The sequence below is a fragment of the Bradyrhizobium sp. genome (assembly GCF_022844465.1).
GTDB lineage: Bacteria > Pseudomonadota > Alphaproteobacteria > Rhizobiales > Xanthobacteraceae > Bradyrhizobium.
In genome coordinates this window covers 136,893-162,289 of sequence record NZ_JALHLP010000001.1, presented here as the reverse complement: position 1 = coordinate 162,289, position 25,397 = coordinate 136,893, and the positions used below count along the sequence as shown (strand labels likewise).

Genomic DNA, 25,397 nt, shown 5'->3' with positions numbered 1-25,397 from the left:
GATGGGTGGAGCGAAGCGATGCCCATCACTGCCTGTCCGCAACCGCGATGGGTTTCGCTGCGCTCTACCCATCCTACGCATAAAACGAGAAAAGCCGGAGGCTGTGATCGCATCCGGCTTTTGAGTTGTCGTGCGACCGGCGCTTACTTCCGCTTGTCGATCGGAACGTAGTCACGCCGGGTGACGCCGGTGTAGAGCTGGCGCGGGCGGCCGATCTTCTGCTGCGGATCCTCGATCATCTCGCTCCACTGGCTGATCCAGCCGACGGTGCGGGCGACCGCGAACAATACGGTAAACATCGAGGTCGGGAAGCCCATCGCCTTCAGCGTGATGCCCGAATAGAAATCGACGTTCGGATAAAGCTTGCGGTCGATGAAATACTGATCGCTCAACGCGATCTTTTCCAGCTCGAGCGCCACTTTCAGCATCGGATCGTCGCCATGGCCGGTTTCGGCCAGCACGGCGTGACACATCTTCTGCATGATCTTGGCGCGTGGATCGTAGTTCTTGTAGACGCGGTGGCCGAAGCCCATCAGGCGGACTTCGCTGTTCTTGTCCTTCACTTTCTTGATGAATTCAGGAATCTTGTCGACGGTGCCGATGTCGGCGAGCATGGACAGTGCCGCCTCGTTGGCGCCGCCATGCGCCGGGCCCCACAGGCAGGCGATGCCGGCGGCGATGCAGGCGAACGGGTTGGCGCCGGAAGAGCCGGCGATACGCACGGTCGAGGTCGAGGCGTTCTGCTCATGGTCGGCGTGCAGGATGAAGATCTTGTCGAGCGCGTCGGCCAGCACCGGGTTGAGCTTGTAGTCCTCGCAGGGAACCGCAAAGCACATGTGCAGGAAGTTCTCGGCAAAGGTGAGCGAGTTCTTCGGATACATGAAGGGCTGGCCGACGGTATATTTGTAGGCCATCGCGGCCAGCGTCGGCACCTTCGCGATCATGCGCATCGAGGCGATCATGCGCTGCCGGGTGTCGTTGATGTCGGTGCTGTCGTGATAGAACGCGGCCAGCGCGCCGACGGCGGCAACCATGATGGCCATCGGATGGGCGTCGCGCCGGAAGCCCTGGAAGAACCGGGCCATCTGCTCGTGAACCATGGTGTGATGGATCACGCGGCTGTCGAAATCCTGCTTCTGGGCCGCAGTCGGAAGGTTCCCGTAGAGCAGGAGGTAGCAGGTCTCGAGGAAGTCGCCCTTTTCGGCGAGCTGCTCGATCGGGTAGCCGCGATATTCCAGCACGCCGGCGTCGCCGTCGATATAGGTGATCTTCGACTGGCAGCTGCCGGTCGAGGTGAAGCCGGGGTCGTAGGTGAACATGCCGGCCTGGGCATAGAGCTTGGCGATGTCGATGACATCGGGCCCCACCGTGCCGCTGAGGATCGGGAAATCGTAGGACTTGTTGCCTACGGTGAGCGTTGCAGTCTTGTTGCTGGATTTTGCGTCCATCGTGTAGTCCCCGATGAAATCGTTGCGAAAACCGCGCCTCACCCTGGTGCCATTCTCAAGGCGGAATCAAGGAGGCCGGGTTGTCTAGAAGGCGGCGCCAAATGGGTAGCTTATTGCCCTATGCGCTGCAAGATGGCCGCAAGCGTCGGGGCAAGCGCTCACGCTGCGGCCTGGTCGCCTAGCCGGGCCAGGCATTCCTGCCGCCCCAGCACCGCCAGAACGTCGAAGATTCCGGGCGAGGTCGTGCGCCCCGTCAGCGCCACGCGGAGCGGCTGCGCCACCGCGCCGAGCTTGAGGTTGCCTTGCTCGGCAAAGCTTCGCATCGCGGCCTCGGTGGAGTCGGCGTCCCAGTCCGTGACGGCCTCCAGCGCGGTCCGCAGCTTGCCGATCAGCGCGCGGGTTTCCGGCGTCAAGAGCGCGGCCGCCTTCGGTTCGATGTCGAGCGGGCGGTCGGCAAAAATGAAGTAGGAACTCGCGATCAGCTCAATCAACGTCTTGGCGCGCTCTTTCAGGCTCGGCATCGCCTGCAGCAACTGGGAGCGTGTGCTGTCGTTGAGCTTCGCCTTGAGGTTGGCGCCGTCCGGGACATAGTCCAGCACATCCTCGAACATCCTGACCAGCGCGCGGTCGTCGGCGTGGCGGATATAGTGGCCGTTGAGGTTCTCAAGCTTGGCGAAATCGAACCGCGCCGCGGAGCGCCCGATTGCTGCCAGGTCGAACGCTTCGATCATCTCCTGCGTTGAGAAAATTTCCTGGTCGCCATGGCTCCAGCCCAGCCGCACCAGGTAGTTGCGCATCGCCGCCGGCAAGTATCCCATGGCCCGGTAGGCGTCGACGCCGAGCGCACCGTGGCGCTTGGAGAGCTTGGAGCCGTCGGGCCCATGGATCAGCGGGATGTGCGACATGCTCGGAATGTCCCATCCCAGAGCCTCGTAGATCTGCTTCTGGCGCGCGGCGTTGATCAGATGGTCGTCGCCGCGGATTACGTGGCTGATGCCCATGTCGTGGTCGTCGACCACCACCGCCAGCATGTAGGTCGGGTTGCCGTCGCCGCGCAGCAGCACGAGATCGTCGAGGTTCTCGTTCTGCCAGACCACGCGGCCCTGAACCTGGTCCTCGATCACGGTTTCTCCAGTCTGGGCCGCCTTGAGCCGAATGGTCGGCTTCATGCCGGCAGGCGCCTGTGCGGGATCGCGGTCGCGCCACAGCCCGTCATAGAGGCGGGTGCGGCCCTCGGCGCGCGCGCTCTCGCGCATTGCGGCCAGTTCCTCCGACGTCGCGTAGCAGCGGTAGGCCTTGCCGCTCGCCAGCAGTTGCTCGGCCACCTCGCGGTGGCGGGCGGCGCGGCTGAACTGGTAGACGACGTCGCCGTCCCAATCGAGCTCCAGCCACTTCAATCCGTCGAGGATGGCTGCCATGGCGGCCTCAGTCGAGCGCTCGCGGTCGGTGTCCTCGATCCGCAGCAGCATTTTGCCGCCGAGCTTTCTGGCGTATAGCCAGTTGAACAGCGCGGTGCGGGCGCCCCCGATGTGGAGGAAGCCGGTGGGCGACGGGGCGAAGCGTGTGACGACGGGATCGGTCAAGGGCGGGCCTATGCTTGGACGGTGGGGTATAGCAGGAACGGTACATAACTAAAGCCTCGCCCAAGGGCAAAGCAGGCTTGGCGCGGGGGGGCGAATTTGGCAGAAGGTTCGCCAATCCCTGACAGGAATGCGGAATGACCACAGAATCGGTAGCGGCAGAGGCGGGTCGCGATTTCATCCGCGACATCGTCCAGGCCGACCTCACCTCCGGGAAGCACAAGGAGGTTGTTACCCGGTTTCCGCCGGAGCCAAACGGCTATCTGCATATCGGCCACGCCAAGTCGATCGCGCTCAATTTCGGCATTGCCCAGGAGTTCGGCGGGCGCTGCCATCTGCGCTTCGACGACACCAACCCGACCAAGGAAGAGCAGGAGTACATCGACTCGATCCAGGCCGATGTACGCTGGCTCGGTTACGATTGGGGAACCGATCTCTACTACGCATCGGACTATTTCGATCGGCTCTATGACTGGGCGGAGGGCTTGATCCAGGCCGGCCACGCCTATGTCGACGACCAGTCGCAGGAGGAAATCCGCGTCAGGCGCGGCACGCTGACCGAACCCGGCAAGAACTCGCCGTTCCGCGACCGCACGGTGGAGGAAAGCCTCGACCTATTCAGGCGCATGAAGGCCGGCGAGTTTCCGAACGGCGCCCGCGTGCTGCGCGCCAGGATCGACATGGCCGCCGGCAACATCAACCTGCGCGACCCCGTGCTCTACCGCATCCTGCACGCGCACCATCCGCGCACCGGCGACAAATGGTCGATTTATCCGAGCTACGACTACGCCCACGGCCAGTCGGACGCCATCGAAGGCATCACCCATTCGATCTGCACGCTGGAGTTCGAGGACCACCGGCCGCTCTATGAGTGGCTGCTCGACAAGCTGCCGGTGCCCTCCAAGCCGCGGCAATACGAATTCGCTCGGCTGAACCTGACCTATACGCTGTTGTCCAAGCGCGTGCTGACGCAGCTGGTGCGCGACGGCCACGTCTCCGGCTGGGACGATCCGCGGATGCCGACCATTGCCGGCTTGAAGCGGCGCGGCGTGCCGCCGGCGGCGGTGCGTGAATTCGTCAAGCGCATCGGCGTTGCCAAGGCCAACAGCGTGGTAGATGTCGGCATGCTGGAGTTCTGCATCCGCGAGTTCCTCAACAAGACGTCGCAGCGGCGGATGGCGGTGCTGCGGCCGCTCAAGGTCGTGATCGAGAATTACCCGGAAGGCCAGACGGAGGAACTTGAGGCCGTCAACCATCCCGACGATCCCGCAGCCGGCTCGCGCAAGGTTTCGTTCGGCCGCGAGCTCTTTATCGAGCGCGACGACTTCATGGAGAGCCCGCCGAAGAAATTCTTCCGCCTGTCGCCGGGCAGCGAAGTGCGGCTGCGCTACGCCTATTTCATCAAATGTACCGGCGTCATCAAGGACGCCGCCGGCGAAGTGGTCGAACTGCGCTGCAGCTACGATCCCGCCACCAAGGGCGGCAACGCGCCCGACGGCCGCAAGGTCAAGGCCACTATGCACTGGCTCTCGGCGACGCAGTCGGTGCCGGCCGAAATCCGCGTCTACAAGCAGCTGTTCCAGAACCCCAACCCGAGCGCGGCGAACTTTGCCGCCGATCTCAATCCGGAGTCGCTGAAGATCTTGTCCGACGCCCGCATCGAGCCGTCGGTCGCCGCCGATGGTTCTAGCGACGTGATGCAGTTCGAGCGGCAGGGCTATTTCGTCCGCGACCGGGACTCGACCCCGGGCAAGCCGGTGTTCAACCGCACCATCGGCCTGCGCGACACCTTTGCCAAGGAAGTCGGCGGCAAGGCTTGAGCTGTGCAATGTCATCAATCGGGCATAGCGCGACCGACGACGTCGTCTCCGGCATCATGGAGAAATGGGCGACCGCGTTTCGAAAACTGGACGCCGCGGCGCTTGCGTCGCTCTATTCGAGGAACGCATTCTTCTTCGGCTCGAATCCAAACCTGTATCGCGGCCATGACGGCGTGAGCGCATACTTCGCTGGCCTGCCGCGATGGTCCTCGCCATCAGTGCAATTCACCGATGTCAGGACCGCGCCGGCGGCCGACGAGGTCATCAACGTCGCGGGTACGGCGACCTTTGAGGTGGACGAGAGACCCGAGCCGCTGCAGGTGAAGATCACCTGGGTCATCGTCCGCGAGGACGGCGACTGGAAGATCGCGAGCCATCATGTGTCATCGAAGACGCCGCTGATCGAGCCATAGGTCGGGCCGCACTGCCTAGCAGCCCCGGCAGATGCCTCGCAGGGATTTCACCAGCTGGGCGTCGTCCGACGCCGTCGGCTCATAGGGCTTTTGCTGCGCGGCCTGTTGGGTGTCGCGGGCCTTTTGTCGCGCGGCGCGGGCGGTTTCCTGACGCTGGTAGCACGCCTCGCGCTCCAGTCTCGCTTCAATGAACCGGCATTGTTCGGGGGCAGCGTGGGCGATGGAGGCCAGGGCGGTCATCACCGCTGCGAAAGTCAGGCATGCCGCAAATTTCATGTTGTCTCTTACCCCTGGTCCGATCCGACTCTGCTCGGGACTGTAGCGCTAACCGGGGCGGGTTACCTCAGGTTTCTGCATCCGTTCCGGCTGGCGCCCGGAATGCAGCGTCCGGTAGTCTTGCGGTTCCCACGGGATCGTAAGGTGTTGCGTGGCGGAGCAGGGCGGCACGTCGGGCCAGAAGCGGGGGTATGCCGGAACCTGGCCGCCACGAACGACCGCGCGCAGTGGCTACATGCCGTTGCGCCCCACGCTGTGGCCGCAGCTGGTCGAAACCCTGCGCCGGTGGGCGCGCGCAGAGGCCGGGGCCGGACGCTTGCTGCCCTGGGTGCCGGTCGCGTTCGGGACCGGCATCGCCGTTTACTTCGCCGCCGATCATGAGCCGGTGCTGGCGGTGGCCGCGGTTGTCGCCATCGGGCTCGGTGTCATCGCGGTGCTGCTGCGGCGGCGGAAGTTGTTTCCCGTTGCGGTGATGATCGCGGCGGTTGCGGCGGGTTTTGCAGCGGCGACCTGGAAGACCGCGCGGGTCGCGCATGGCGTCCTGGCGCGGCCGATGTTTTCGGTGTCGCTGACCGGCTTTGTCGAGACCCGCGACATCAGAGAGCGCACCGATCGCTTCGTGCTGCGCGTCGTCACCATGGAAAGCGCGCGCGGCGCGACCAGGCTGGAACGGGTGCGGCTGTCGGTGAGGAAGGGCACCGCGCCCGCGGTCGGCAGCTTCGTCGAGTTGAAGGCGCGGCTGCTGCCGCCGCTGGCGCCGTTGCGGCCCGGCAGCTACGATTTCGGCCGCGACATGTTTTTCGCCGGCATTGGCGCGTCGGGCTTTGTGATGGGTTCGATCCGGACGGCGCAGGCGCCCGACGGCGGCGGGCTTCGTCTGCGCTACGCGGCGCTGATGCAGGGCCTGCGCGATACGATCGACGGGCGGATCAGGACCACGCTCGAAGGCGACAAGCGCGCCATCGCCACCGCGCTTCTGACCGGGCGGCGCGACGCGATCTCGCCGCCGGTCAACGATGCCATGTTCGTCTCCGGCCTCGGCCACGTGCTTTCGATCTCGGGCTATCACATGGCGGTTGTGGCGGGCGTGGTGTTCTTCGCCGTGCGGGCGCTGCTGGCGCTGTTTCCGACGCTCACGGTCGGCTACGCCATCAAGAAATGGTCGGCGGCCGCGGCTCTAGCGGCGGCGGCGTTCTATCTCTTGCTGTCGGGGGCTGAAGTAGCGACCCAGCGCTCCTTCTTCATGACCGCCGTGGTGCTGATCGCGGTGATGGTCGACCGCCGCGCCATCACGTTTCGCACGCTGGCGGTCGCCGCCCTGATCGTGCTGACGCTCGCCCCGGAAGCGCTGGTTCACCCGAGCTTCCAGATGTCTTTTGCGGCGACGCTGGGCCTGGTGGCGCTGGTGCAGATCGGCATGCCGCGCCTGTTTGCGACGCCGGACCACGCCGCCGCCGCCCGCGTGGCGCTGTGGGGCGGGCGCGAGATCACGATGCTGCTGCTGGCCTCGCTGGTGGCGGGGCTGGCGACCACGCCGTATGCCGCCTTCCACTTTCATCGGGTCACGCCCTATGGCGTGCTCGCCAACCTCGCGGCGATGCCGGTCGTCTCGGTGCTGGTGATGCCGGCCGGCCTGCTCGGGCTGGTCGCGATGCCGTTCGGGTTTGATGGCGTATTCTGGGCGATGATGGGCGTCGGCATCGACTGGATGATCGCGGTCACGCAATGGGTCGCGGCCTTGCCCGGCGCGGTCGGCCGGATTCCGGCGTTCGGGATCGGCCCGCTGGTTGCGGCGAGCCTCGGCATCATCCTGCTCGGGCTGTTGCGCACGCCGCTGCGCTGGTCGGGCGCCGTGCTGGTGCTGCTGGCGGCGGTGTGGGCGGCGCGGGCGCCGCAGCCGGATATTCTAGTTTCCGCGGACGGCCGCCATGTCGCCGTGCGCGGCGGGGATGGGCGGCTGCATCTCATGCACGCGGCCAGGGGGACAAGGAATGCCTTCCTGCTCAGGGAATGGCTGGCGGCGGATGCGGATGTGCGAACGGCCACCGACGCCTCGCTCACCGCCGGCGTCTCGTGTGACGACGACGGCTGCGTGACGCGAGCGGCCGACGGCGCCTTGATCGCCCAGGCGCTGAAGCCCGAGGCGCTCGCGGATGATTGCGAGCGCGCGGCGCTGATCGTGACCCTAAGGCCGGCGCCGGCTTCCTGTGCGGCCTCCGTCCTCGACGCCGAGCGGTTACGTCGCCAGGGCGCGCTGGCGCTGCGACGAAGCAAGGACGGCTTTGTCGTCGAGGCCGTGAGGCCCGCCGGCATCAACCGCCCCTGGTCGCCGTCGACAGCCGGCGACGGCGAGGCCACGACCTTGATCCCGTCGCCGCGTGCAGCAACCCCTGCGGCCATCGACGCCACGCCATCGGAGGCGGACCTTCAGGCGGACGAGTAAGCGCCGGTCGCACCGCATTGGGTAACGCCGCAAGACGCCGCCGTTAACAACCTAATTCTGCGTTCGGCTCAACTAGTCACGATCGATGCAGGCGACGGCGCTCCCGCCACCTTCGGTGCGCGATCATTGTCATTCTGACCCGCCGGCAATTGCAGTACGGTCACGCGCTGGCCCTGGCAGAGCTGCGTCACCAGAACATGGCTGCCGTCCGGAAATTCGATCGCGTCATGGTGACGGTCGGGGGTTTGGGTCTCGATCTGATTGAACTTGCCGACGCGCCAGCCGACGGTTCGGGTCCAGATCCAGCGGCTGTCATATTTGACGTCGGCGGCGAACGCCAGTTCGGTGCCGGGAAGCATGCAGACCGCGACCGCGGGTTCCTTTTCGGACGCAAAGCCGCGGGTGGACGTGCCGCGAAAGGTTGTGCTGATCAGCGTTTCCCCGACACGTGCGGGACGCGTTGCCAAAGCATGAAGGCTGTAGTCGCACATCGGATGGCTCCCTCATTTGAGATAGCTGACCCGTACTTGCGAGGAGGCACAGGCCTCTATCAGGTGAACATGGCGCCGAGCGTCAGCTGCATTCTCGGCATTTCTGCGACTGGCTCACGGCGCCTTCATCACAAACGCGCCAACGCGCGCCGGTTCCGCGCATCAATAAAAAAACCCCGGCGCGGCCGGGGCTTCTTTCGCTATCTGTGATCTTCAAGCGAGTTCAATACTTCCGGTACAGACCGATCAGTTTTCCCTGAATCCGGACCCGGTTCGGCGGCAGGATGCGGACTTCATAGGAAGCGTTGGCGGGCTCCAGCGCGATCGATGCGCCGCGGCGGCGGAAGCGCTTCAGCGTTGCTTCCTCCTCGTCGATCAGCGCCACCACGATGTCGCCGGTCTCGGCGGTTTCGTTGCGCTGGATCAGCGCCATGTCGCCGTCGAGGATCCCGGCGTCCACCATGGAATCGCCGCGCACTTCCAGCGCGTAATGTTCGCCGGAGCCGAGCATGTCAGGCGGCACGCTGATGGTGTGGCTGCGGGTCTGCAGCGCCTCGATCGGCGTACCGGCGGCGATCCGGCCCATCACGGGCACGGCAACCGGACGGTTGCCGTCGTCCTCGGTGGCCGTGGCGCTGCTCGAGCGCTTGCCAAGCGTGCCCTCGATGACGCTCGGCGTGAATCCGCGGCGGCCGTTGCCGCCACCGCCGCCCGAAAGCTCCGGCAGCTTGATGACTTCGATGGCGCGGGCGCGATTGGGCAGGCGGCGGATGAAGCCGCGCTCTTCCAAAGCGGTGATCAGTCGGTGGATGCCGGACTTCGAGCGCAGGTCGAGCGCGTCCTTCATTTCGTCGAAGGAAGGCGGCACGCCGGCCTCTTTCAGCCGTTCGTTGATGAAACGCAGAAGTTCATACTGTTTGCGCGTAAGCATCGCGAGTTTTCCCCCGGTTGGTCGTCGTTCGGTCCCGAGCCTCCCGGTCTGTAGAGCTGGAGCACCAGACTCCAGCTTAGACACAAGCGGTCGAAACAAAGCATGAACGAACACTATATGTTCGATATGTGTTCCGCAACCACTTAATTTCAGGTGAAGGCGATGGGGGTCCCTGCGCGAAGCGCAAGGGGCATGCTCAGGGCGCCGTCCAGGCCGTCATTCCGGCAGGCGCAGCAGTTCGCACCGCGCGCCCTTGGCGGCCGCTGGCGCCAGCGGCGGGCGGACCACAAGCGCCTGCGCCGCAGCAAGATTGCCAAGCAGCGAGCTGTCCTGGTGGATCACGGGCGTGGCGACCAGCGTGCCGTCCGCGCGCGCTTCCAGGCGGGCGCGGAGGTAATCCTCGCGCTGGTCGTTGGCTGCGAGATCGCGGCCGAGCAGGGCGGTCTGCCGGACATGATGCACGCTGGTTCGACCCGACAGCGCGCGAATCAGCGGCACCAGGAACAGGAAGCCGCAGACATAGGACGAGACCGGATTGCCGGGCAGGCCGATCACCCGCATCGCGCCCAGCCGCCCGTGCATCATCGGCTTGCCCGGACGCATGGCGATCCGCCAGAACGCCATGGCGACGCCACAGGCCTCCAGCGACCGCTTGACCAGGTCATGGTCGCCGACCGAGGCGCCGCCCATGGTGATCAGGATGTCGGCGTTGGCTTGGCGGGCGCGCTGGATGCCGTCCGTGATGGCCGCCATCGTGTCGGCGGCGATCCCGAGATCGATGACCTCGGCGCCCTCGGCCCGCGCCAGCGCTCGCAGCCCATAGCCGTTGGAATAGACGATCTGGCCGGGACCCGGGACGGTCCCCGGCATCACCAGTTCGTCGCCGGTGGCGAGCACGGCGACCCTGGGTCGGCGGCAGACCGCAAGCTCCGGGTGGTTCATGCCGGCGGCGAGCGACAGGTCGCGGTCGGTGAGGCGGGTTCCCCTGGCGAGCAAGACGTCGCCGGCGCGGAAATCGACGCCGGCCGGGCGGATATGCCGGCCAGTTACCGCAGCCTCGGTGATGGCGATATGATCGCCGTCGCCGGAGGCTTCGCGGATAGTGTCTTCCTGGATGATGACGGCGTCGGCCCCATCGGGGATCACCCCGCCGGTGAAGATTCGCACCGCCTCGCCGGCCCCGAGCTTGCGCTCGAACGGCCGGCCGGCCGCGACCTCGCCGATCACCCTCAGCCGCACCGAGAGTTGGGCGGCGTCGGCGGCGCGCACCGCATAACCGTCCATTGCCGACATCGCCAGCGGCGGCTGGGTACGCCGCGCCGCGACGTCGCGCGCCAGCACGCGATGGAAAGCGGTGTCGAGCGCGACGGTTTCTTCGGGCAGGGGGTCGGCGCCGGCAAGGATTGCGGCAAGCGCGTCGGCGACAGGCATCAACGCCACGGATTCCCCCTCAAATGCCCAGCGCGGCAAGCGCTGTGGCGACATCATCAGGCGATCGCACATGGACCGCGGTCAAGCCCCGCGCCCGCGCCCCGGCGATGTTCTCGGCGGAATCGTCGAAGAACAGGATCCGCGAGGCGGGCAGGCCGATCGCCTTGACGACGTGATCATAGGCCGCCGCCTCCGGTTTCCGAAGCCCGATCGTCGATGACAAATAGATTTCGCGGAAATGACCGAGCACGTCGGCGTAGGTGCGCGAGAAATGTGCGACATGCGGGGCGTTGGTGTTGGAGAAGGCATAGAGCGGCAACCGCGCCGCGGCCCGCGACAGCATCGCGGCGATGCCCGGCATTTCGCCGGTGAAAATGGCGTTCCAGCCTTCGAGGAACTGGGCGTCGGTGATGTCGATCCCGAGCGAAGCGCGCAGGCTTTCGAAAAAAACGGCGTCGCTGATCTCGCCCCGCTCGTGACCCCGCCAGGCCTCGCCGGGCGATAGCCGCCCCGCCAGATCGGCGGGCGCGCGGCCGGCGTGCGCGGCCCAACTCGCCACCACCTTGCCGAAGTCGATATCGAGCACGACCCGTCCGAGATCGAAGAGCAACGCGTCGGCGGCGTGGGGGACGAGGGGGCGCATGCATGGCAATCGTTTACAAAACCGAACGCGTCGGGGCAACGGGGCGGGATTGAGGCGGCCTGCCCAATCCAGCACTTAAGCCGGTGCGCAAGCTGTGCTAAGCCTTCGAGCAAATCGGAAGGGGAGCAGTCGCATGAGAGTTCTCGGCGGAATTTTCGGCGTCATGGCCACGGTCGGGTTGCTCGCCGGGCCCGCCGCGGCCCAGGGCGGCCCGACCAGGTATGGTGAGCCCGACAAGGTCAAGACGCCGTCCGAAATCGCGGCCGAGAAGGAAGCCGAGCGGGCCTACCAACGGTCGCTAGGCAACATACCGGAACGACAAAAAGCCTCCGATCCATGGGGGACGGTGCGCAGCGAAGGCGCGCCGCCGAAAGCTGCGGCGACAGCGCCGCCGTCCAGGCCGAAGACCAAGTCCGCCGACACCAAGCCCGAGAGCGGCGCAAAATAAACGGCGCAAGAAAAAAGACACATCCCGGCGCGATGCCGGGCCGACGTGTCCAAACCGAGGAAACCGGAAATGACTGAAAGCCTGCTGTTCTCCCCGATGACGATCCGCGGCGTCGAGCTGCGCAACCGCATCGTGGTGCCGCCGATGCATCAGTATTCGGCCGTGAAGGGCTTTCCGACCGACTGGCACCTGATGAACGCCGGCAAGTTCGCCGCCGGTGGCGCCGGCCTTGTTGTCGTCGAATCCACCAAGGTGGAGCGGCGCGGCTGCGGCACGGTCGGCGACCTCGGCATCTGGGATGACGCCTTTGTCGAACCGCTCAGCCGCCTCGTCCGGTTCATCAAGCAGCAGAATTCGGTCGCCGGCATCCAGCTCGGCCATTCCGGCCGCAAGGCGCGCGCCACCCGGCCATGGGAGGGCGATCGTCCGCTGCAACGAACCCCCGACATCGATGACTGGGAGGCGTGGTCGCCGGTGGCGCCAAGCGCGATCGCCCACAGCGAGAAATGGCCGGTGCCGAAGGCGCTGGAGCGGCACGAGGTGAAGGACCTGGTGCAGGCCTGGGGCAACGCGGCGCGGCGCGCGCATGAGGCCGGCTTCGACGTGCTGGAGCTGCACGGCGCGCATGGGTATCTCGTGCATCAGTTCCTGTCGGAGCGGTCGAACCAGCGCAGCGACGAATATGGCGGCTCGGAAGCAAACCGGATGCGCTTCATCACCGAGATCACCGAAGCCGTGCGCGCGCACTGGCCCGAGCACAAGCCGCTGTTCGTCCGCCTGTCGGTCGAGGACAATGCCGGATGGGGACCGGAGCAGAGCGCGCGGCTGGCGAAAATCCTCAAGGCCAAAGGCGTCGACGTCATCGATTGCTCCTCCGGCGGCATCACCGAAATGGCGCCGATCCTGGGCAAGGAAATCAAGTACAGCTATCAAGTGCCGCTTTCGGAATATGTGAAGCGCCACGCCGACATCATGACGATGGCGGTCGGCCTCATCATCCATGGCGACCAGGCCGAACAGATCCTGCGCGACAAGCAGGCCGATCTGATCGCGGTCGGCCGCGAAATCCTCAACAACCCGAACTGGCCGATGGACGCCGCGCTGAAGCTCGGCGTCGAGGGTCCGTTCCGCAACGTCCCCCCGCAATTCGGCTATTGGCTCGGCACCCGCGCCAAGCGCGGCTTCGGGACCCAGCCCTCGACCTGGCAGAACGGGCTGCAGGACGCGGGGAGGGTGGTTTAAGCCCGTAGCGGTGTGACCATCATCAGGCCGGCGGCAGGCCGAGCGCCTGGCCGCTCTCGATCCAGGTCGGCAATTCGCGCTGATACATCGCGTTGCTTTCCTTAAAGCCGAGCGCCGGCTCCAGCACGAACGTGCCGAGGACTTCCTTCACCTTCGGGTCGCTGTTGGCGGCCACGCAGAGTTCCGCCAGCCGATCGACGATCGGCTGCGGCGTCGCCTTTGGCAGCGCCCAGCCGGTGAAGCCGCTGACGGTGAAGAACTTCCCTGTCGCACCCTGTTCGGTTAGGGTCTTGACGTGAGGGATCGCGGCGACCTTTTTCGAATGCACCGCGAACAGAACGCCGCGATTGCTTTGCAGCACAGGTTGCGCCGCGGTGTAGCTGCCCATCGCGACATCGAGCGTGCCTTCCAGCAACCCCGTCCACATCGGCGCTTCGCCTCGGTAGTGGATCGGCTCGATGTTGAGGCCATACTGCTTGTTGAGTTCGTTGATCGTGATGTGCGGGGCTGATCCCGCGCTATAGGTGCCGAAGTTCACCTTGCCGCTCTGGCGCGCGAAGGCGACGAATTCCGCCAGCGTCCTGGCGCCGCATTTCTCGCTCGCGACCAGGAGCAGCCCGGCGCCGGGAATGATGCTGACGAGCGTCAGGTCCTTGTCCATGTCGTAGCCGGGGTTCTTCATCATCACCCGGTTCATCACATAGGTGGTCGAGATCGAGCACAGGATCGTATGGCCGTCCGGTGCCGCGCGGGCGACTTCGGCCGCGCCGATCGAGCCGGAGGCGCCGGCCTTGTTTTCGATGACGACGGTCTGCCCCACCTGTCTGGAGATGAAGTCGCCGAAGGCGCGGGCCAGCAGGTCGGTCTGCCCGCCCGCGGGGTAGCTGCAGACCATCCGGATCTGCCGCGACGGCCAGGCGGCTTGGGCCGAGGCCCGGCGCCACAGCAAAGGCGTTGCGGCGGCGGCTGCACCGGCCGCGATGAAGTGACGACGATTGAATTTGGCTGGCATGATTCTCTCCCTGAATTTTCCGGCAGGCTATCGCATCGGCCGGCTGAAGCCAGCCACGAAAGACGGGACAGAGTGGCGCATTGGGCGCAATTCGGGCTTTTCGCGCGAAAACGCTGTGCAGGCGAGGCCGCCGCGCCTTGATCCGACCAAAAAGCCGGGCTGAGTTAGTCGCCCCGGGTGGGGACGCCGATTGGGGGCGATGGCGGGCGCCCGTCAAGAAGGGGATCGACCGACGATGCGCAGAAACTTCGCTTTTCTTCTCGGCGCCGTCGCCGGCGCGGGCCTGACCGTGCTCGTCATGGGCCCGCAGGGCGCGCATCTGGTTGCGGTGGCGAAGGCTGCGACCCGCGCCGACACCTACGCGCAGATCCAGCTGTTCGGCAGCGTGTTCGAGCGGATCAAGACCAGCTATGTCGAAAAGCCCGACGATTCCAGGATGATGGAAGGCGCCATCAGCGGCATGATGTCTGCGCTGGATCCGCATTCGCGCTACATGAACGAAAAGGGTTGGCGCGACATGCAGGAGGCCACCCATGGCGAGTTCGGTGGGCTCGGCATCGAAATCACCATGGAGGACAGCCTCGTCAAGGTTGTTACGCCGATCGACGATACGCCGGCGGCGCGCGCCGGGATTCTGTCGGGTGACGTGATCACGCAGATCGACGATGAGCCGGTCTCCGGCCTGACCCTCGAACAGGCGGTGAGCCGGATGAAGGGACCGGCCAACAGCAAAATACGGTTGAAGATCAGCCGCAAGGGCTCGGCCGCGCCGATCGACCTCGCCATCCAGCGTGAGATCATCCGGGTGCGGCCGGTCCGCTACCACACCGATGGCGGCGATGTCGGCTATATCAGGATCACCCGCTTCAATGAGCAGACCACCGATGGCCTGAAGAAGGCGATATCAGGGATTTCGAAGCAGATCGCGCCGGACCAGCTCGCGGGTTATGTCATCGACCTCCGCAACAATCCGGGCGGCCTGCTCGACCAGGCGGTCTCGGTGTCGAGCGCCTTCCTCAACCGGGGCGAAGTGGTGTCGACGCGCGGCCGCATCGCCGAGGAGACCCAGCGCTTCGCCGCGCGCGGTGGCGATTTGACCAAGGGCAAGCCGCTGGTGGTGCTGATCAATGGCGGGTCGGCGTCGGCCTCCGAAATCGTGGCCGGCGCGCTGCGGGATCACAAGCGCGCCACCCTGATCGGGACCCGCAGCTTCGGCAAGGGTTCGGTGCAGACGATCATCCCGCTCGGGCCCGGCAACGGGGCGCTGGCGCTGACCACCGCGCGCTACTTCACGCCATCCGGCCGCTCGATCCAGGCCCAGGGCATCGCGCCCGACCTCGAAGTGCTGCAGGACGTGCCCGAGGAATTGAAGGGTCGTTCTGAAATGAAGGGCGAAGCCTCGATGCGCGGCCACCTCGCCGCCCACGGCGCCAAACAGACCTCCGGCTCGCAATCCTGGGTGCCGCCGTCCGGCAAGGACGACAAGGCGCTCAACGCCGCCTTCAACCTGCTGCGCGGAGTGACCGTCAACGCGAATGCGCCTGTCGTGGCGAAGCGGGCAGTGGCGAACTGAGGGATCAGATCGGCGTGCCGCGGAAGGCGATCCTGCGAGCCGCGCTTACCGTATTGTTTTCGCGAGCCTGACAGGACGGTCGCTTCGTTTGGCGACGCCATCGCGTGCAACGGCTTGCCGTGAAGGTCAGCTGCTAAACAATTGTATTACCGATAAATTTGCGATAGGCACGGATCCGCTCTGCCGGAGCGACCCCTTGCGAACCGGGACTTGAGGAAAACATCGTATGGCGCGGAATATCCTGATCCTTGGAGCCTCCTATGGCTCCCTGCTGGCGACCAAGCTCTTGATGGCTGGTCACAACGTGACGCTGGTGTGCAGGAAGAAGACCGCCGAACTCATCAACCGCGACGGCACCGAGGTTCGCATCAAGCTGCGCGACGAGGCGGTGCATCGGGCGATCTTCTCACGCAACCTGCCGGGCAGACTTGACGCGACCACGCCGGCGGAGGTCGATCTCTCCCGTTACGACCTCGTCGGTCTTGCGATGCAGGAGCCGCAGTATACCAACCACACCATCCGGGTCTTGATGGTGAAGATCGCCGAGGCGGGGCTGCCTTGTCTCTCGATCATGAACATGCCGCCGCTGCCTTACCTGAAACGGATCCCGGCGCTGGCGGACATGGACCTCGAGGAGGCCTATACCAACGCCCAGGTGTGGGAGCGCTTCAAGCCGGGACTGGTGACGCTCTGCTCGCCCGATCCGCAGGCCTTCCGTCCGCCCGAGGAGGCGGCCAACGTCCTGCATGTCGGTCTGCCCACCAACTTCAAGGCCGCGGCGTTCGCGGATGAAGAACACAACAAGCTGCTACGCGAGCTGGAAGCCGGTATCGACGCGGTGACGCTCGATGGCCATGATGTTCCGGTGAAGCTGAAGGTGTTCGATTCGCTATTCGTGCCGCTGGCCAAATGGTCGATGCTGCTGACCGGCAACTACCGCTGCATCACGCTCGGCGAGCCGCAGTCGATCCGCGACGCCGTCCATGGCGATTTGAAGCTGTCGCAGTCGATCTACGACCATGTCGACGCCATCGCCCGGCGGCTCGGCGCCGATGCCGCGGACCAGGTGCCGTTCGGGAAATATGCCAAGGCGGCGGAAAGTCTGCTCAAGCCCTCGTCGGCCGCTCGGGCGGTGGCCAGCGGCGCGCCTTTCATCGAGCGGGTCGACCTGCTGGTGAAGCTGATTGCGCAGCAGCTCGGCATGCCCAGCGCCGAGATCGGCCGCACCGTCGAGATCGTCGATCAGCGGCTGAACGAGCGGATCGTGGCGAGCTGATCCTGCTCCACTTTGCAGGACGGCAAGACGCCCCGTGGAAAAGGGCCCATCGATCCGCTACGCCGATCGCGCAGCGGGCAGACTGCCACCTTGGGTTCGGCCGCCCGGACCTGCCGCATCCTGCTCCCGCGGGTGCGTCAGCAACATTTGCCCGATCTCGGCTGCCGGCCTCGGCTTGCTGAACAGATAGCCCTGCAGTTCCTCGCAGCCGAGCGCGCGCAGGATTTCCCGCTGCTGTTCGGTCTCGACGCCTTCCGCGGTAGTGGTGATACGCCGTTCGGCAGCGATATTGACCACCGCCCGTACGATGCAGGCCGATCCGTCGGGCTCGGCGATGCCGGTGATGAAGCAGCGGTCAATCTTGATCTTGTCGAACGGGAAGCGTTGCAGGTAGCTCAGCGACGAATATCCGGTGCCGAAATCGTCCAGCGCGATCCGGACCCCGATGGCGCGCAGGTCGTGCAGAACGGCGAGCGCGGCTTCGTCGTCGCGGATCAGGACCGCCTCGGTGATCTCAAGCTCCAGCCGGTTGGCGGCTAGGCCGGACGCGGCCAGCGCCGCCATGACCTTCAGCGCTAGCGTTCCGGTCTTGAATTGAACCGGCGAGACGTTGACCGCGAGCTTGACATGGCCAGGCCATGTCGCGGCTTCCGTGCAGGCTGAAGTCAGCACCCACTCTCCGAGCTGATTGATCAGGCCGGTTTCCTCGGCGATCGGAATGAATTCGGCAGGCGAGATCATGCCGCGCTGCGGATGGCGCCAGCGGACCAGCGCCTCGCAGCCGGTGATGGTGTCGTCCTGCAGGCTAAGGCATGGCTGATAGTAGACCTCGAAGCCGCCATCGACGATCGCCTGGCGCAGGTCGATCTCCAGGTTGCGGCGGGCGCGGGCCTCGGCATCCATGGCCGGTTCGAAGAAGCGGTAGGTGCGGCGGCCGGCGGCCTTGGAGGCGTACATTGCGAGATCCGCATTCTTCAGGATCTGGTCGAGATCGGATCCGTCCCGCGGTGCCAGCGCGATGCCGATGCTGGCGTCGGTAGTCACCTGATGGCCGAGGCACTGATGCGGCGCGCGGATCGCCTCGAAGATCCGGCTGATGAGCATCATGACGTCCTGGTTATCGTCAATGCCGGTCTGAACGATCGCGAACTCGTCGCCGCCGAGCCGGGCGACGAAGTCGATTTCCCTTACGCAAGCCGTGAGACTGACCGCGACCGATTTCAGCAGCGCGTCGCCGATCATGTGCCCGAGCGAATCGTTGATGCCCTTGAACTCGTCGATGTCAATATAGAGCACGGCCAGCTGCCGATCGGGCGACGCCTGAAGCAGTTCGGCCGTGAGCCGTTCGTGGAACAGGGCGCGGTTGGGCAGATCGGTCAGCGCGTCGTAATGGGCGAGATGGGTGATGCGCTCCTCGACGCGCCGGCGCTCGGTGATGTCTTCATGGGTCGCCACCCAGCCACCGTCCGCCAACGGCTCGTTGACGATCTGGATCGAGCGCCCGTCATGCGTGGTCAGGAACTTGACGTTCCGCTGGCCGACGTCGCGCAGCACCATTTCGACATAAGGGTCCACGTCGCCGACGAACGACCCGGTCTGCTTGCGGTGGGCGATCACCTCGCGGAAACTGCAGCCCGGTTTCACTACCTCGGCCGACAAGCCGTACATCTCGATGTAACGCTGGTTGCAGACCACCAGCCGCCGGGCGGCGTCGAACAACAGAAGTCCCTGCGTCATGTTGTTGACCGCGGTGTCGAGGCGCTGTTTTTCCAGGGTCAAGCGCTGCCTCGATGCACGATGCTGACGGGAAAGCTTGCCGACGACGACAAACAGCAGGGCAGCGATGACGAGCGCTGACAGCCCGGCGATCGCGATAAGGATACTGGTCTGCTCGCGCCAGTCCGCCAGCGCGGCGAACGTGGTCGTCGTCGCGACGATGACGATCGGGAACTTCGTCAGCGCGCGCGACGCAATCAACCGGTCTTCGCCGTCGATCGGGCTGGAGAGGCGGGATGTGCTGCGGGCGAGTTCGAACACCTGCTGCTGGGCGGGCGGGCCGGCCCTGAAGTTCTTGCCGATAGACTCTGCGACATGCGGGTGACGGGCGAGCAGCGTGCCATCGCCGTGGTGCATGGCGATGCTGGCGTGGGGTCCGAGCGCAACGGTTGCGAAGAACTTTTCGAAATGGGCCGGCTCGATGCCCCGGCCGATGGCACCCAGGAATTCACCCTTCGGTCCGCTGACCTTGCGCGCGATCACGGTGGTCCAGACGCCGGTGAGGCGGCTGTAGACGGGCTCGACTAGCATTTCCGGCGAAGCGGCGCTATACTTGAACGTCTTGAAGTACTTCCGGTCCGCGGCAGTGACCGGCGGCGCCGGCCAGGTGGCTGACGCGTTGATCAGCGCACCGTCGGTGTCGAAGATGTTGACGCCGCCGACGTAGGACATCGCGTCGATCTTGGATCGCAGCATCAGATGGATTTCCGCGGTGGACATCCGACGCTTGTAGTCCTCCGCGGTCGCGATTCCCTTCGATCGCACGAATGCGATCAGGTCCTTCTGAACGACCTCGAAGTCAGCTAGCTGCTGCTCGACATGGTGCGCCAGCAGCAGCACGGTGTTCTCCAGCTCGCGCTCGCTGTTGCGCAGTGCCTTCTCGCGGAAATGGCCGGCCACCAGGGTCGCGCCGATCGCGATGGCTGCGATCAGCAGCACGCCGCCCAGCACCAACCAACCGACCGGGCCGCTGGAGGTCGAGGTGATCTTGAGAGAACGGGTAACGGTTGAGGCCATGGCCCACGATCGCTGCAGGAAAAGAGTTTCTGGCGCGGAGTTCGCTCCAGCCCATAGCACCAGTATCCCGCCGAGTTGGAATTTGACGTTAGCAAGCCTGGTTAACGAAGCGTCAACGCGTTTCCGCGCAAGGTGAGATCCGGTTCGCATCAGGTAATCAGGCCGGCGAGGGAGGCGTGTTGACAGCAACCCCGAAGCGGGATGCGCGAGCAAGCTCCGTCGCGCTGTTGAGGCGCGGGCTTCCTCAGGCTTTCGCGCGATAGTGGCCTGACTTCCCCCCGGTTTTCTCCACCAGGTGAATGCCATCGATGCGCGCGCTGCGCTCGACCGCCTTGATCATGTCGTAGATCGTGAGGCACGCGACCGACACCGCCGTCAACGCCTCCATCTCGACGCCGGTCGGCCCGGTGACCTTGACGGTGGCGCGGACGATGCAGCCCGGCAGGTCCTTGTCCGGCGCAACGTCGAGCGTGACTTTCGACAGCGCCAGCGGGTGGCATAGCGGTATCAGCTCCGAGGTGCGCTTGGCCGCCATGATGCCTGCGATGCGGGCGGCGCCCAGCACGTCGCCCTTCTTGGCGTTGCCGGAGATAATCAGATCGAGCGTCGCCTTGCCCATGATGACGCGCCCCTCGGCCACGGCTGTGCGTTCGGTCGCGGCCTTGGCGGAGACATCGACCATCCGCGCTTCGCCCGCCGCGTCGATATGGGTGAGGGCCGGGCCGTCTTTGGGGGTCTTCCTTGCCATCGGCTTAGCCGGTTCCGGTGGCGCGCGGCGCGTCGGCGCGCGTCAGCAGCGCGCGGGTCGCCGCTGCGACGTCGGCCTGCCGCATCAGGCTTTCGCCGACCAGGAAAGTGGACATGCCCACGCGCTCGAGGCGCGCGAGATCTGCGGGCGTGGCGATTCCGCTTTCACCGACCATCAGCCGGTCGCATGGGATCAGCGGCGCCAGCGCCTCGCTGGTCGCCAGCGTCGTCTCGAAGGTGCGCAAATTGCGGTTGTTGACGCCGATCATCGGTGACCGCAGTTTCAGCGCCCGATCGAGCTCAGTACGATCGTGGATTTCGATCAGCACGTCCATGCCGAGCGCGATCGCCGCATCCTCGATATCCGCGGCTGCGGCGTCGTCGAGCGCGGCCATGATGATCAGGATGCAGTCGGCGCCGTGGGCGCGCGCCTCCGCCGCCTGGTAGGTATCGAACATAAAATCCTTGCGCAGTACCGGCAGGCTGGTCGCCGCGCGCGCCGCGACCATGAAATCGAGATGGCCCTGGAAGGAGGGCGCATCGGTCAGCACCGACAGGCACGCCGCGCCGCCGGCCTCATAAGCCTTCGCCAGTTCGGGCGGATCGAAATCGGCGCGAATGAGCCCCTTCGACGGCGAGGCCTTCTTCACTTCCGCAATCAGTGCGTAGTCGCCGCCTGCCAGTTTTTCACGAATCGCGCGCACGAAACCACGAGGCGGCGATGCCGCCCTGGCGCGCGTTTCGACCTCGGAGAGGGGGTGCGCCCGTTTGGCGGTGGCGATTTCCTCGCGCTTGTAGCTCTCGATCTTGCTGAGGATATCGGACATCGCGGGACCTTAGCTGTTGGAGATCGCGATCAGATGTTTCAGCCGCGCCGCCGCGGCGCCGCTGTCGAGCGATTTGGCGGCGAGCAGCGCGCCGTCCTTCAGGTCCTTCGCCCGGCCGGCCACGATCAGCGCCGCAGCGGCGTTCAGCAGCGCGACATCGCGATAGGCGCCGGGCTTGCCATTGAGCACGCCGAGCAGTGCGACCGCGTTGGCGTCACCGTCGCCGCCCTTGAGCGCCTCGCCAGCGACGCGGGAAAGGCCCGCATCTTCCGGCGTCACCTCGAACGTGCGGATATCGCCGTTGTCGAGGCTCGCGACAAAGGTCGGGCCGGTGAGGGTGATCTCATCGAGGCCGTCGGAGCCATGCACGACCCAGACAGATTCGGAGCCGAGGTTCTTCAACACCTGCGCCAGGGGCTGCACCCATTGCCGGGAAAACACCCCGACCAGCTGCCGCTTGACCCCGGCCGGGTTGGAGAGCGGTCCGAGCAGGTTGAAGATGGTGCGGGTGGCGAGTTCGACCCGCGTCGGGCCGACGTTCTTCATTGCCGGGTGATGCGCCGGCGCGAACATGAAGCCGATGCCGGCTTCCGCCACGCAGCGGCCGACCCGCTCCGGGCTGAGATCGATCTTGACGCCGAGCGCGGCCAGCACATCCGCGGAGCCCGACCGCGAGGACAGCGCGCGGTTGCCGTGCTTGGCGACGGGCACGCCGGCGCCGGCGACGATGAAGGCGGCGCAGGTCGACACGTTCACCGAACCGGAGCCGTCGCCGCCGGTGCCGACCACGTCCACGGCATTCGCGGGCGCCTTGACCCGCAGCATCTTGCTGCGCATCGCCGACACCGCGCCGGTGATCTCGTCGACGGTTTCGCCGCGCACCCGCAACGCCATCAGCAGCCCGCCCATCTGCGAGGGCGTGGCCTCGCCGGACATCATGGCGTCGAAGGCGGACGCCGCCTCGTCACGCGACAGCGTGGCGCCGGTGGCGACTTTCCCGATGATAGATTTGAGATTGTCCATCGCATGCCTTCAGGGTCGTGTATTTTCTCGCAGCATGACCGACGGGCCAGGGGCAGCCTGGTTGCGCCCGGTCCTGCTCATTTGTTGGCGCCCGTCACCTGCGCGAAGGCAGCCTGATTGATGGTGGTGCCGATCTCGGCTTCGATCCTGGTCACGTACTGCGCGACCTGCTCGTCGGTCATCCCGCGCTGCAGCGTCTCCTTGAGTTTCTTCATATCCTCCGAGGCGGCATCGATCGGCGGTACGACGACGTCGGTGACGCGGAACACGATCCACTCGCTGCCACCGGCGCCGGGCGCTTGTCCCACGGCGTCCTTGGGGGTTCGGAACGCGGCGGTGACCACGGCGGATGGCAGACCTGGCGGCGAGGCGTCGCGGCGCAATCCGGTGGCGGTCGCCACCGTCGATCCGACCGACGCTGCTTCCGCGGCGAGCGCGCCGCCTTGCTCGAGCTTCTGCGTCATATCGGTCGCCTGCGTACGCAGCCTGCTCGATATCTGGTCTTCGCGCCATTTCGCCTCGACCTGGCCGCGGACTTCCTCGAGCGTGCGTTCGCGCGAGGGTGTAATGCCCAGCACGTCGTAATACACATAGCCGCCGGCAAACTGGATCGGGTCGTTGTCGACGCCGACATCGCTGGTGAAGGCCTGGGAGACGACGTCAAGGCCGCGTGGAATATTGGCTACGGGCTGGCCATTGGGGAGGCGGCCGGAGCGATCGACGGCGTCGATGGTGACCGGCGTGAGTCCAAGCTTCGGCGCAGCCTCGACCACGTTGGCGCCGCCGCCGCGCTCGTCTTCCATCTTGTTCTGGATTTCGGTGACCTTGATGCGGGCGCGCTCGGTTGCGATCTCCTTCTTGAGCTGTGGCGCCAGATTTTCAAAGGTGGGCGTCACGCCCGGCTCGATCTTGCCGATCTTGACCAGCGCAACGCCGAACCGGCCCTGCACCGGCTGGCTTACTTCGCCTGCCGGCAGCGCGAACGCAGCGTCCGCGATCGCAGGCTCGATGATCGCGGATTTCGCCATCAGGCCGAGATCGACGTCCGCTGGATTGAGATTGCGCTCCTTGGCCAGCTCCTCGAATGACATCCCCGACGCGATGCGGCTGCGCGCGGCCTGCGCTTCGCCGGCGTTGGGAAACACGATCTGCGAGACTTCGCGTTTCTCCGGCGTGCCGAGCTGGTTGGCGTGCTGCTCGAACGCCTTTTTCGCGTCCTCGTCGGAAACCTCGGTCCATTTGCCGATTTCTTCCGGGCTGATCACGACGAACGAAATCTTGCGATATTCGGGCGCGCGAAACTGGGTCTTGCGATCCTCGAAATAGGCGGCGAGCGCCTCGGGCGAGGGCGGATCGATAGTGCCGGCCTGGGCGGCGTCGAGCTTGATGTAGTCGATCGAGCGCTGCTCGTTCTGGAACCGCGCCAGCGCTTCGATCAGCACCTTCGGTGGTTCCACGCCCGCCGAAACGGTGCCGGCGATCTGGCGCCGCAGTCCGACCCGCCGCTGCTCGGCGATATAGCGCTGTTCGGTGTAGCCGTATTGCCGGATGGTGGCCTGGAAGCGCGCGGGGTCGAAGTTGCCGCCCAATCCCTTGAAGTTAGGGTCGTTGTAGATGGTCCGCAGGATTTCGTCCTGGGACTGAGCAAGCCCCATGCGGCGGGCTTCCTCGTCCAGCGCCGCCTCGGCGATGGTCTGCTGCAGCACCTGCCGATCAAGCCCGAAGGCGCGGGCCTGTTCCATGGTCAGGGGACGGCCGAAGCTGCGGCCGAGCTGCTGCAGCTTCTCGGTGTAGATCTGGCGGAATTGTTCCGTCGAAATCTCGGTCCGGCCGACCTTCGCCAGCGACGACTGGCCGAACCCCTTGAAGATGTCGGCGATGCCCCACACCGCGAAACTGATGATCAGGACGCCCATCACCACGCCCATCACAATCTTGCCGAGCCAGTTTGATGAGGCTTTCCGAATTCCTCGAAGCATGGGTCCAACTTGTTTTTGCAGGAGGGGAACCGGTGTGCCCAACGAAAACCCGATCCGGTTCGGATCGAATCCGCAACAGGGCGTCACCAAGTTGATAACGCATCATAAAGTGGCGGCCGCCCCCTCGCAACCTGGGGCCGCCCATTTGGGGTGGTTAACCGACGCCGGGAGTCCTCTGGAAGTGGCCGCCTGCCTCTGCTAGCGCATCTCCGAGCCACTATTTCTGACATTTGCGGGACAAACGACATGACCGACGCCATTCGGCCGCTGATCGCCGGGAACTGGAAGATGAACGGCCTGAAATCCGCCATGGCGGAATTCGAGGTGATGATCGCCGGCGCGGCGGGATTGACGGCCAACGCCGATTTGCTGGTCTGCCCGCCGGCCACCCTGATCGCCGGTTTTGCCGACAGGGCGCGCGGCTCAAGACTCGCCGTCGGCGCCCAAGACTGCCACGCCAAGGCTTCGGGCGCCCATACTGGCGACCTCGCGGCGGAAATGCTGGCGGACGCGGGCGCTACCGCCATCATTGTCGGCCATTCCGAGCGCCGCGCCGACCACGGCGAAACCGATGCGTTGGTCCGGCAGAAGGCCGAAGCGGCCTGGCGCGCCGGCCTGACCGCGATCGTCTGTATCGGTGAAACACAGACGCAGCGCGACGCCGGCCAGACGCTCGATGTCTGCGGCGGACAGCTCAAGGGATCGCTCCCGGAGGGCGCGACGGCGGCTAACCTGGTGGTGGCCTATGAGCCGGTCTGGGCGATCGGCACCGGGCTGACGCCGACTGCCGGGGATGTCGAGCAGGTTCACCGCTTTATCCGGGGTGTTCTGACCGAGCGGTTCAAGGCCGAAGGCGGCAAGATGCGCATCCTCTATGGCGGTTCGGTCAAGCCTTCGAACGCCGCGGAGTTGATGGCCGTCGCCAATGTCAACGGGGCCTTGGTCGGCGGCGCCAGCCTGAAGGCGGCCGATTTCCTGGCGATCGCGGCGGCGTGCTAACT

22 protein-coding genes are annotated in these 25,397 nt (G+C 65.6%); 9 read left to right on the top strand and 13 right to left on the bottom strand.

From position 1 onward, the window contains the following. Positions 1 to 143 precede the first annotated feature (143 nt). The gene (gene gltA, locus Q0D31_RS00795) at positions 144 to 1,448 is read right to left on the bottom strand and encodes a citrate synthase (RefSeq protein WP_291842309.1); all 1,305 of its coding nucleotides are present in this window, start codon (positions 1,446 to 1,448) and stop codon (positions 144 to 146) included. A gap of 158 nt (positions 1,449 to 1,606) precedes the next feature. Further along, complete coding sequence (gltX, locus tag Q0D31_RS00790) at positions 1,607 to 3,031, bottom strand: glutamate--tRNA ligase (RefSeq protein ID WP_291842307.1); 1,425 nt, start codon at positions 3,029 to 3,031, stop codon at positions 1,607 to 1,609. Between the two features lie 134 nt (positions 3,032 to 3,165). Between gltX and Q0D31_RS00785 the strand changes: the two genes are divergently transcribed. Together Q0D31_RS00785 and Q0D31_RS00780 are read left to right on the top strand one after the other, a co-directional pair. After that, positions 3,166 to 4,848, top strand: a complete 1,683-nt coding sequence (locus tag Q0D31_RS00785; RefSeq protein WP_291842304.1) for a glutamine--tRNA ligase/YqeY domain fusion protein — start codon at positions 3,166 to 3,168, stop codon at positions 4,846 to 4,848. An 8-nt stretch (positions 4,849 to 4,856) separates the two neighbouring features. Beyond that, entirely contained in the window at positions 4,857 to 5,261 is a 405-nt protein-coding gene (locus Q0D31_RS00780) for a nuclear transport factor 2 family protein (RefSeq protein ID WP_291842302.1), read from the top strand. Positions 5,262 to 5,276: 15 nt separating this feature from the next. Here the strand turns inward: Q0D31_RS00780 and Q0D31_RS00775 are convergent, their stop codons facing one another. Beyond that, positions 5,277 to 5,537: a hypothetical protein gene (locus Q0D31_RS00775; RefSeq protein ID WP_291842300.1), complete on the bottom strand. Its 261-nt coding sequence runs from the start codon at positions 5,535 to 5,537 to the stop codon at positions 5,277 to 5,279. Between the two features lie 235 nt (positions 5,538 to 5,772). On the opposite strand from Q0D31_RS00775, the gene Q0D31_RS00770 reads away from it, so the two are divergent. Then, the gene (locus Q0D31_RS00770) at positions 5,773 to 7,980 is read left to right on the top strand and encodes a ComEC/Rec2 family competence protein (RefSeq protein ID WP_291842298.1); all 2,208 of its coding nucleotides are present in this window, start codon (positions 5,773 to 5,775) and stop codon (positions 7,978 to 7,980) included. 68 nt (positions 7,981 to 8,048) lie between these two features. Here the strand turns inward: Q0D31_RS00770 and Q0D31_RS00765 are convergent, their stop codons facing one another. The 4 genes from Q0D31_RS00765 to Q0D31_RS00750 all read right to left on the bottom strand — a co-directional run bounded on the left by Q0D31_RS00765 (position 8,049) and on the right by Q0D31_RS00750 (position 11,476). Next, positions 8,049 to 8,471 carry a hypothetical protein gene (locus tag Q0D31_RS00765; protein ID WP_291842296.1) on the bottom strand — a complete coding sequence of 141 codons (423 nt, stop codon included), beginning with the start codon at positions 8,469 to 8,471 and terminating at the stop codon, positions 8,049 to 8,051. A 223-nt stretch (positions 8,472 to 8,694) separates the two neighbouring features. Next, positions 8,695 to 9,402: a transcriptional repressor LexA gene (lexA, locus tag Q0D31_RS00760; RefSeq protein ID WP_291842294.1), complete on the bottom strand. Its 708-nt coding sequence runs from the start codon at positions 9,400 to 9,402 to the stop codon at positions 8,695 to 8,697. 216 nt (positions 9,403 to 9,618) lie between these two features. Then, complete coding sequence (glp, locus tag Q0D31_RS00755) at positions 9,619 to 10,842, bottom strand: gephyrin-like molybdotransferase Glp (protein WP_291842291.1); 1,224 nt, start codon at positions 10,840 to 10,842, stop codon at positions 9,619 to 9,621. Between the two features lie 10 nt (positions 10,843 to 10,852). Further along, positions 10,853 to 11,476, bottom strand: a complete 624-nt coding sequence (locus Q0D31_RS00750; RefSeq protein WP_291842288.1) for an HAD family phosphatase — start codon at positions 11,474 to 11,476, stop codon at positions 10,853 to 10,855. A gap of 133 nt (positions 11,477 to 11,609) precedes the next feature. Between Q0D31_RS00750 and Q0D31_RS00745 the strand changes: the two genes are divergently transcribed. Both Q0D31_RS00745 and Q0D31_RS00740 read left to right on the top strand, forming a co-directional pair. Further along, complete coding sequence (locus Q0D31_RS00745) at positions 11,610 to 11,924, top strand: hypothetical protein (protein ID WP_291842286.1); 315 nt, start codon at positions 11,610 to 11,612, stop codon at positions 11,922 to 11,924. A 69-nt stretch (positions 11,925 to 11,993) separates the two neighbouring features. Continuing rightward, complete coding sequence (locus tag Q0D31_RS00740; RefSeq protein ID WP_291842284.1) at positions 11,994 to 13,166, top strand: NADH:flavin oxidoreductase/NADH oxidase; 1,173 nt, start codon at positions 11,994 to 11,996, stop codon at positions 13,164 to 13,166. Positions 13,167 to 13,188: 22 nt separating this feature from the next. Here Q0D31_RS00740 and Q0D31_RS00735 read toward each other — a convergent pair whose 3' ends face one another. Next, complete coding sequence (locus Q0D31_RS00735; RefSeq protein WP_291842281.1) at positions 13,189 to 14,178, bottom strand: tripartite tricarboxylate transporter substrate binding protein; 990 nt, start codon at positions 14,176 to 14,178, stop codon at positions 13,189 to 13,191. Between Q0D31_RS00735 and Q0D31_RS00730 the strand changes: the two genes are divergently transcribed. The 3 genes from Q0D31_RS00730 (at position 14,177) to Q0D31_RS00720 (ending at position 17,027) form a co-directional block, all read left to right on the top strand. Then, positions 14,177 to 14,341 (top strand): hypothetical protein, encoded by a 165-nt coding sequence (locus Q0D31_RS00730; protein ID WP_291842278.1) that lies wholly within the window; start codon positions 14,177 to 14,179, stop codon positions 14,339 to 14,341. The genes Q0D31_RS00735 and Q0D31_RS00730 overlap by 2 nt on opposite strands. Before the next feature lie 72 nt (positions 14,342 to 14,413). Beyond that, a complete protein-coding gene (locus tag Q0D31_RS00725; protein ID WP_291842276.1) occupies positions 14,414 to 15,751 on the top strand; it encodes a S41 family peptidase in 1,338 nt (445 codons plus the stop codon). Between the two features lie 226 nt (positions 15,752 to 15,977). Continuing rightward, the gene (locus Q0D31_RS00720) at positions 15,978 to 17,027 is read left to right on the top strand and encodes a 2-dehydropantoate 2-reductase N-terminal domain-containing protein (protein WP_291842274.1); all 1,050 of its coding nucleotides are present in this window, start codon (positions 15,978 to 15,980) and stop codon (positions 17,025 to 17,027) included. A gap of 57 nt (positions 17,028 to 17,084) precedes the next feature. Here the strand turns inward: Q0D31_RS00720 and Q0D31_RS00715 are convergent, their stop codons facing one another. The 5 genes from Q0D31_RS00715 to Q0D31_RS00695 all read right to left on the bottom strand — a co-directional run bounded on the left by Q0D31_RS00715 (position 17,085) and on the right by Q0D31_RS00695 (position 24,396). After that, on the bottom strand, positions 17,085 to 19,820 hold the full coding sequence (locus tag Q0D31_RS00715; RefSeq protein WP_291842272.1) for an EAL domain-containing protein: 2,736 nt from the start codon (positions 19,818 to 19,820) through the stop codon (positions 17,085 to 17,087). Between the two features lie 244 nt (positions 19,821 to 20,064). Next, the gene (gene moaC, locus Q0D31_RS00710; protein ID WP_291842269.1) at positions 20,065 to 20,568 is read right to left on the bottom strand and encodes a cyclic pyranopterin monophosphate synthase MoaC; all 504 of its coding nucleotides are present in this window, start codon (positions 20,566 to 20,568) and stop codon (positions 20,065 to 20,067) included. Positions 20,569 to 20,572: 4 nt separating this feature from the next. After that, positions 20,573 to 21,394 (bottom strand): indole-3-glycerol phosphate synthase TrpC, encoded by an 822-nt coding sequence (trpC, locus tag Q0D31_RS00705; RefSeq protein WP_291842267.1) that lies wholly within the window; start codon positions 21,392 to 21,394, stop codon positions 20,573 to 20,575. Between the two features lie 9 nt (positions 21,395 to 21,403). Next, the gene (gene trpD / locus Q0D31_RS00700) at positions 21,404 to 22,417 is read right to left on the bottom strand and encodes an anthranilate phosphoribosyltransferase (RefSeq protein WP_291842265.1); all 1,014 of its coding nucleotides are present in this window, start codon (positions 22,415 to 22,417) and stop codon (positions 21,404 to 21,406) included. Positions 22,418 to 22,494: 77 nt separating this feature from the next. Next, on the bottom strand, positions 22,495 to 24,396 hold the full coding sequence (locus tag Q0D31_RS00695; RefSeq protein WP_291842263.1) for a peptidylprolyl isomerase: 1,902 nt from the start codon (positions 24,394 to 24,396) through the stop codon (positions 22,495 to 22,497). A 246-nt stretch (positions 24,397 to 24,642) separates the two neighbouring features. Between Q0D31_RS00695 and tpiA the strand changes: the two genes are divergently transcribed. After that, positions 24,643 to 25,395, top strand: a complete 753-nt coding sequence (tpiA, locus tag Q0D31_RS00690; protein WP_291842261.1) for a triose-phosphate isomerase — start codon at positions 24,643 to 24,645, stop codon at positions 25,393 to 25,395. Positions 25,396 to 25,397 lie beyond the last annotated feature (2 nt).

Excerpts from the sequence above, each read along its gene's own strand:
- Q0D31_RS00780 (WP_291842302.1), top strand. The coding sequence starts at position 4,857 with ATGTCATCAATCGGGCATAGCGCGACCGACGACGTCGTCTCCGGCATC.
- tpiA (WP_291842261.1), top strand. The coding sequence starts at position 24,643 with ATGACCGACGCCATTCGGCCGCTGATCGCCGGGAACTGGAAGATGAAC.
- Q0D31_RS00715 (WP_291842272.1), bottom strand. The coding sequence starts at position 19,820 with ATGGCCTCAACCGTTACCCGTTCTCTCAAGATCACCTCGACCTCCAGC.
- Q0D31_RS00725 (WP_291842276.1), top strand. The coding sequence starts at position 14,414 with ATGCGCAGAAACTTCGCTTTTCTTCTCGGCGCCGTCGCCGGCGCGGGC.
- Q0D31_RS00745 (WP_291842286.1), top strand. The coding sequence starts at position 11,610 with ATGAGAGTTCTCGGCGGAATTTTCGGCGTCATGGCCACGGTCGGGTTG.
- Q0D31_RS00785 (WP_291842304.1), top strand. The coding sequence starts at position 3,166 with ATGACCACAGAATCGGTAGCGGCAGAGGCGGGTCGCGATTTCATCCGC.
- trpD (WP_291842265.1), bottom strand. The coding sequence starts at position 22,417 with ATGGACAATCTCAAATCTATCATCGGGAAAGTCGCCACCGGCGCCACG.
- moaC (WP_291842269.1), bottom strand. The coding sequence starts at position 20,568 with ATGGCAAGGAAGACCCCCAAAGACGGCCCGGCCCTCACCCATATCGAC.
- Q0D31_RS00750 (WP_291842288.1), bottom strand. The coding sequence starts at position 11,476 with ATGCGCCCCCTCGTCCCCCACGCCGCCGACGCGTTGCTCTTCGATCTC.
- Q0D31_RS00740 (WP_291842284.1), top strand. The coding sequence starts at position 11,994 with ATGACTGAAAGCCTGCTGTTCTCCCCGATGACGATCCGCGGCGTCGAG.
- Q0D31_RS00695 (WP_291842263.1), bottom strand. The coding sequence starts at position 24,396 with ATGCTTCGAGGAATTCGGAAAGCCTCATCAAACTGGCTCGGCAAGATT.
- trpC (WP_291842267.1), bottom strand. The coding sequence starts at position 21,394 with ATGTCCGATATCCTCAGCAAGATCGAGAGCTACAAGCGCGAGGAAATC.
- lexA (WP_291842294.1), bottom strand. The coding sequence starts at position 9,402 with ATGCTTACGCGCAAACAGTATGAACTTCTGCGTTTCATCAACGAACGG.
- Q0D31_RS00770 (WP_291842298.1), top strand. The coding sequence starts at position 5,773 with ATGCCGTTGCGCCCCACGCTGTGGCCGCAGCTGGTCGAAACCCTGCGC.
- gltA (WP_291842309.1), bottom strand. The coding sequence starts at position 1,448 with ATGGACGCAAAATCCAGCAACAAGACTGCAACGCTCACCGTAGGCAAC.
- Q0D31_RS00735 (WP_291842281.1), bottom strand. The coding sequence starts at position 14,178 with ATGCCAGCCAAATTCAATCGTCGTCACTTCATCGCGGCCGGTGCAGCC.
- Q0D31_RS00730 (WP_291842278.1), top strand. The coding sequence starts at position 14,177 with ATGATTCTCTCCCTGAATTTTCCGGCAGGCTATCGCATCGGCCGGCTG.
- Q0D31_RS00775 (WP_291842300.1), bottom strand. The coding sequence starts at position 5,537 with ATGAAATTTGCGGCATGCCTGACTTTCGCAGCGGTGATGACCGCCCTG.
- Q0D31_RS00720 (WP_291842274.1), top strand. The coding sequence starts at position 15,978 with ATGGCGCGGAATATCCTGATCCTTGGAGCCTCCTATGGCTCCCTGCTG.
- Q0D31_RS00765 (WP_291842296.1), bottom strand. The coding sequence starts at position 8,471 with ATGTGCGACTACAGCCTTCATGCTTTGGCAACGCGTCCCGCACGTGTC.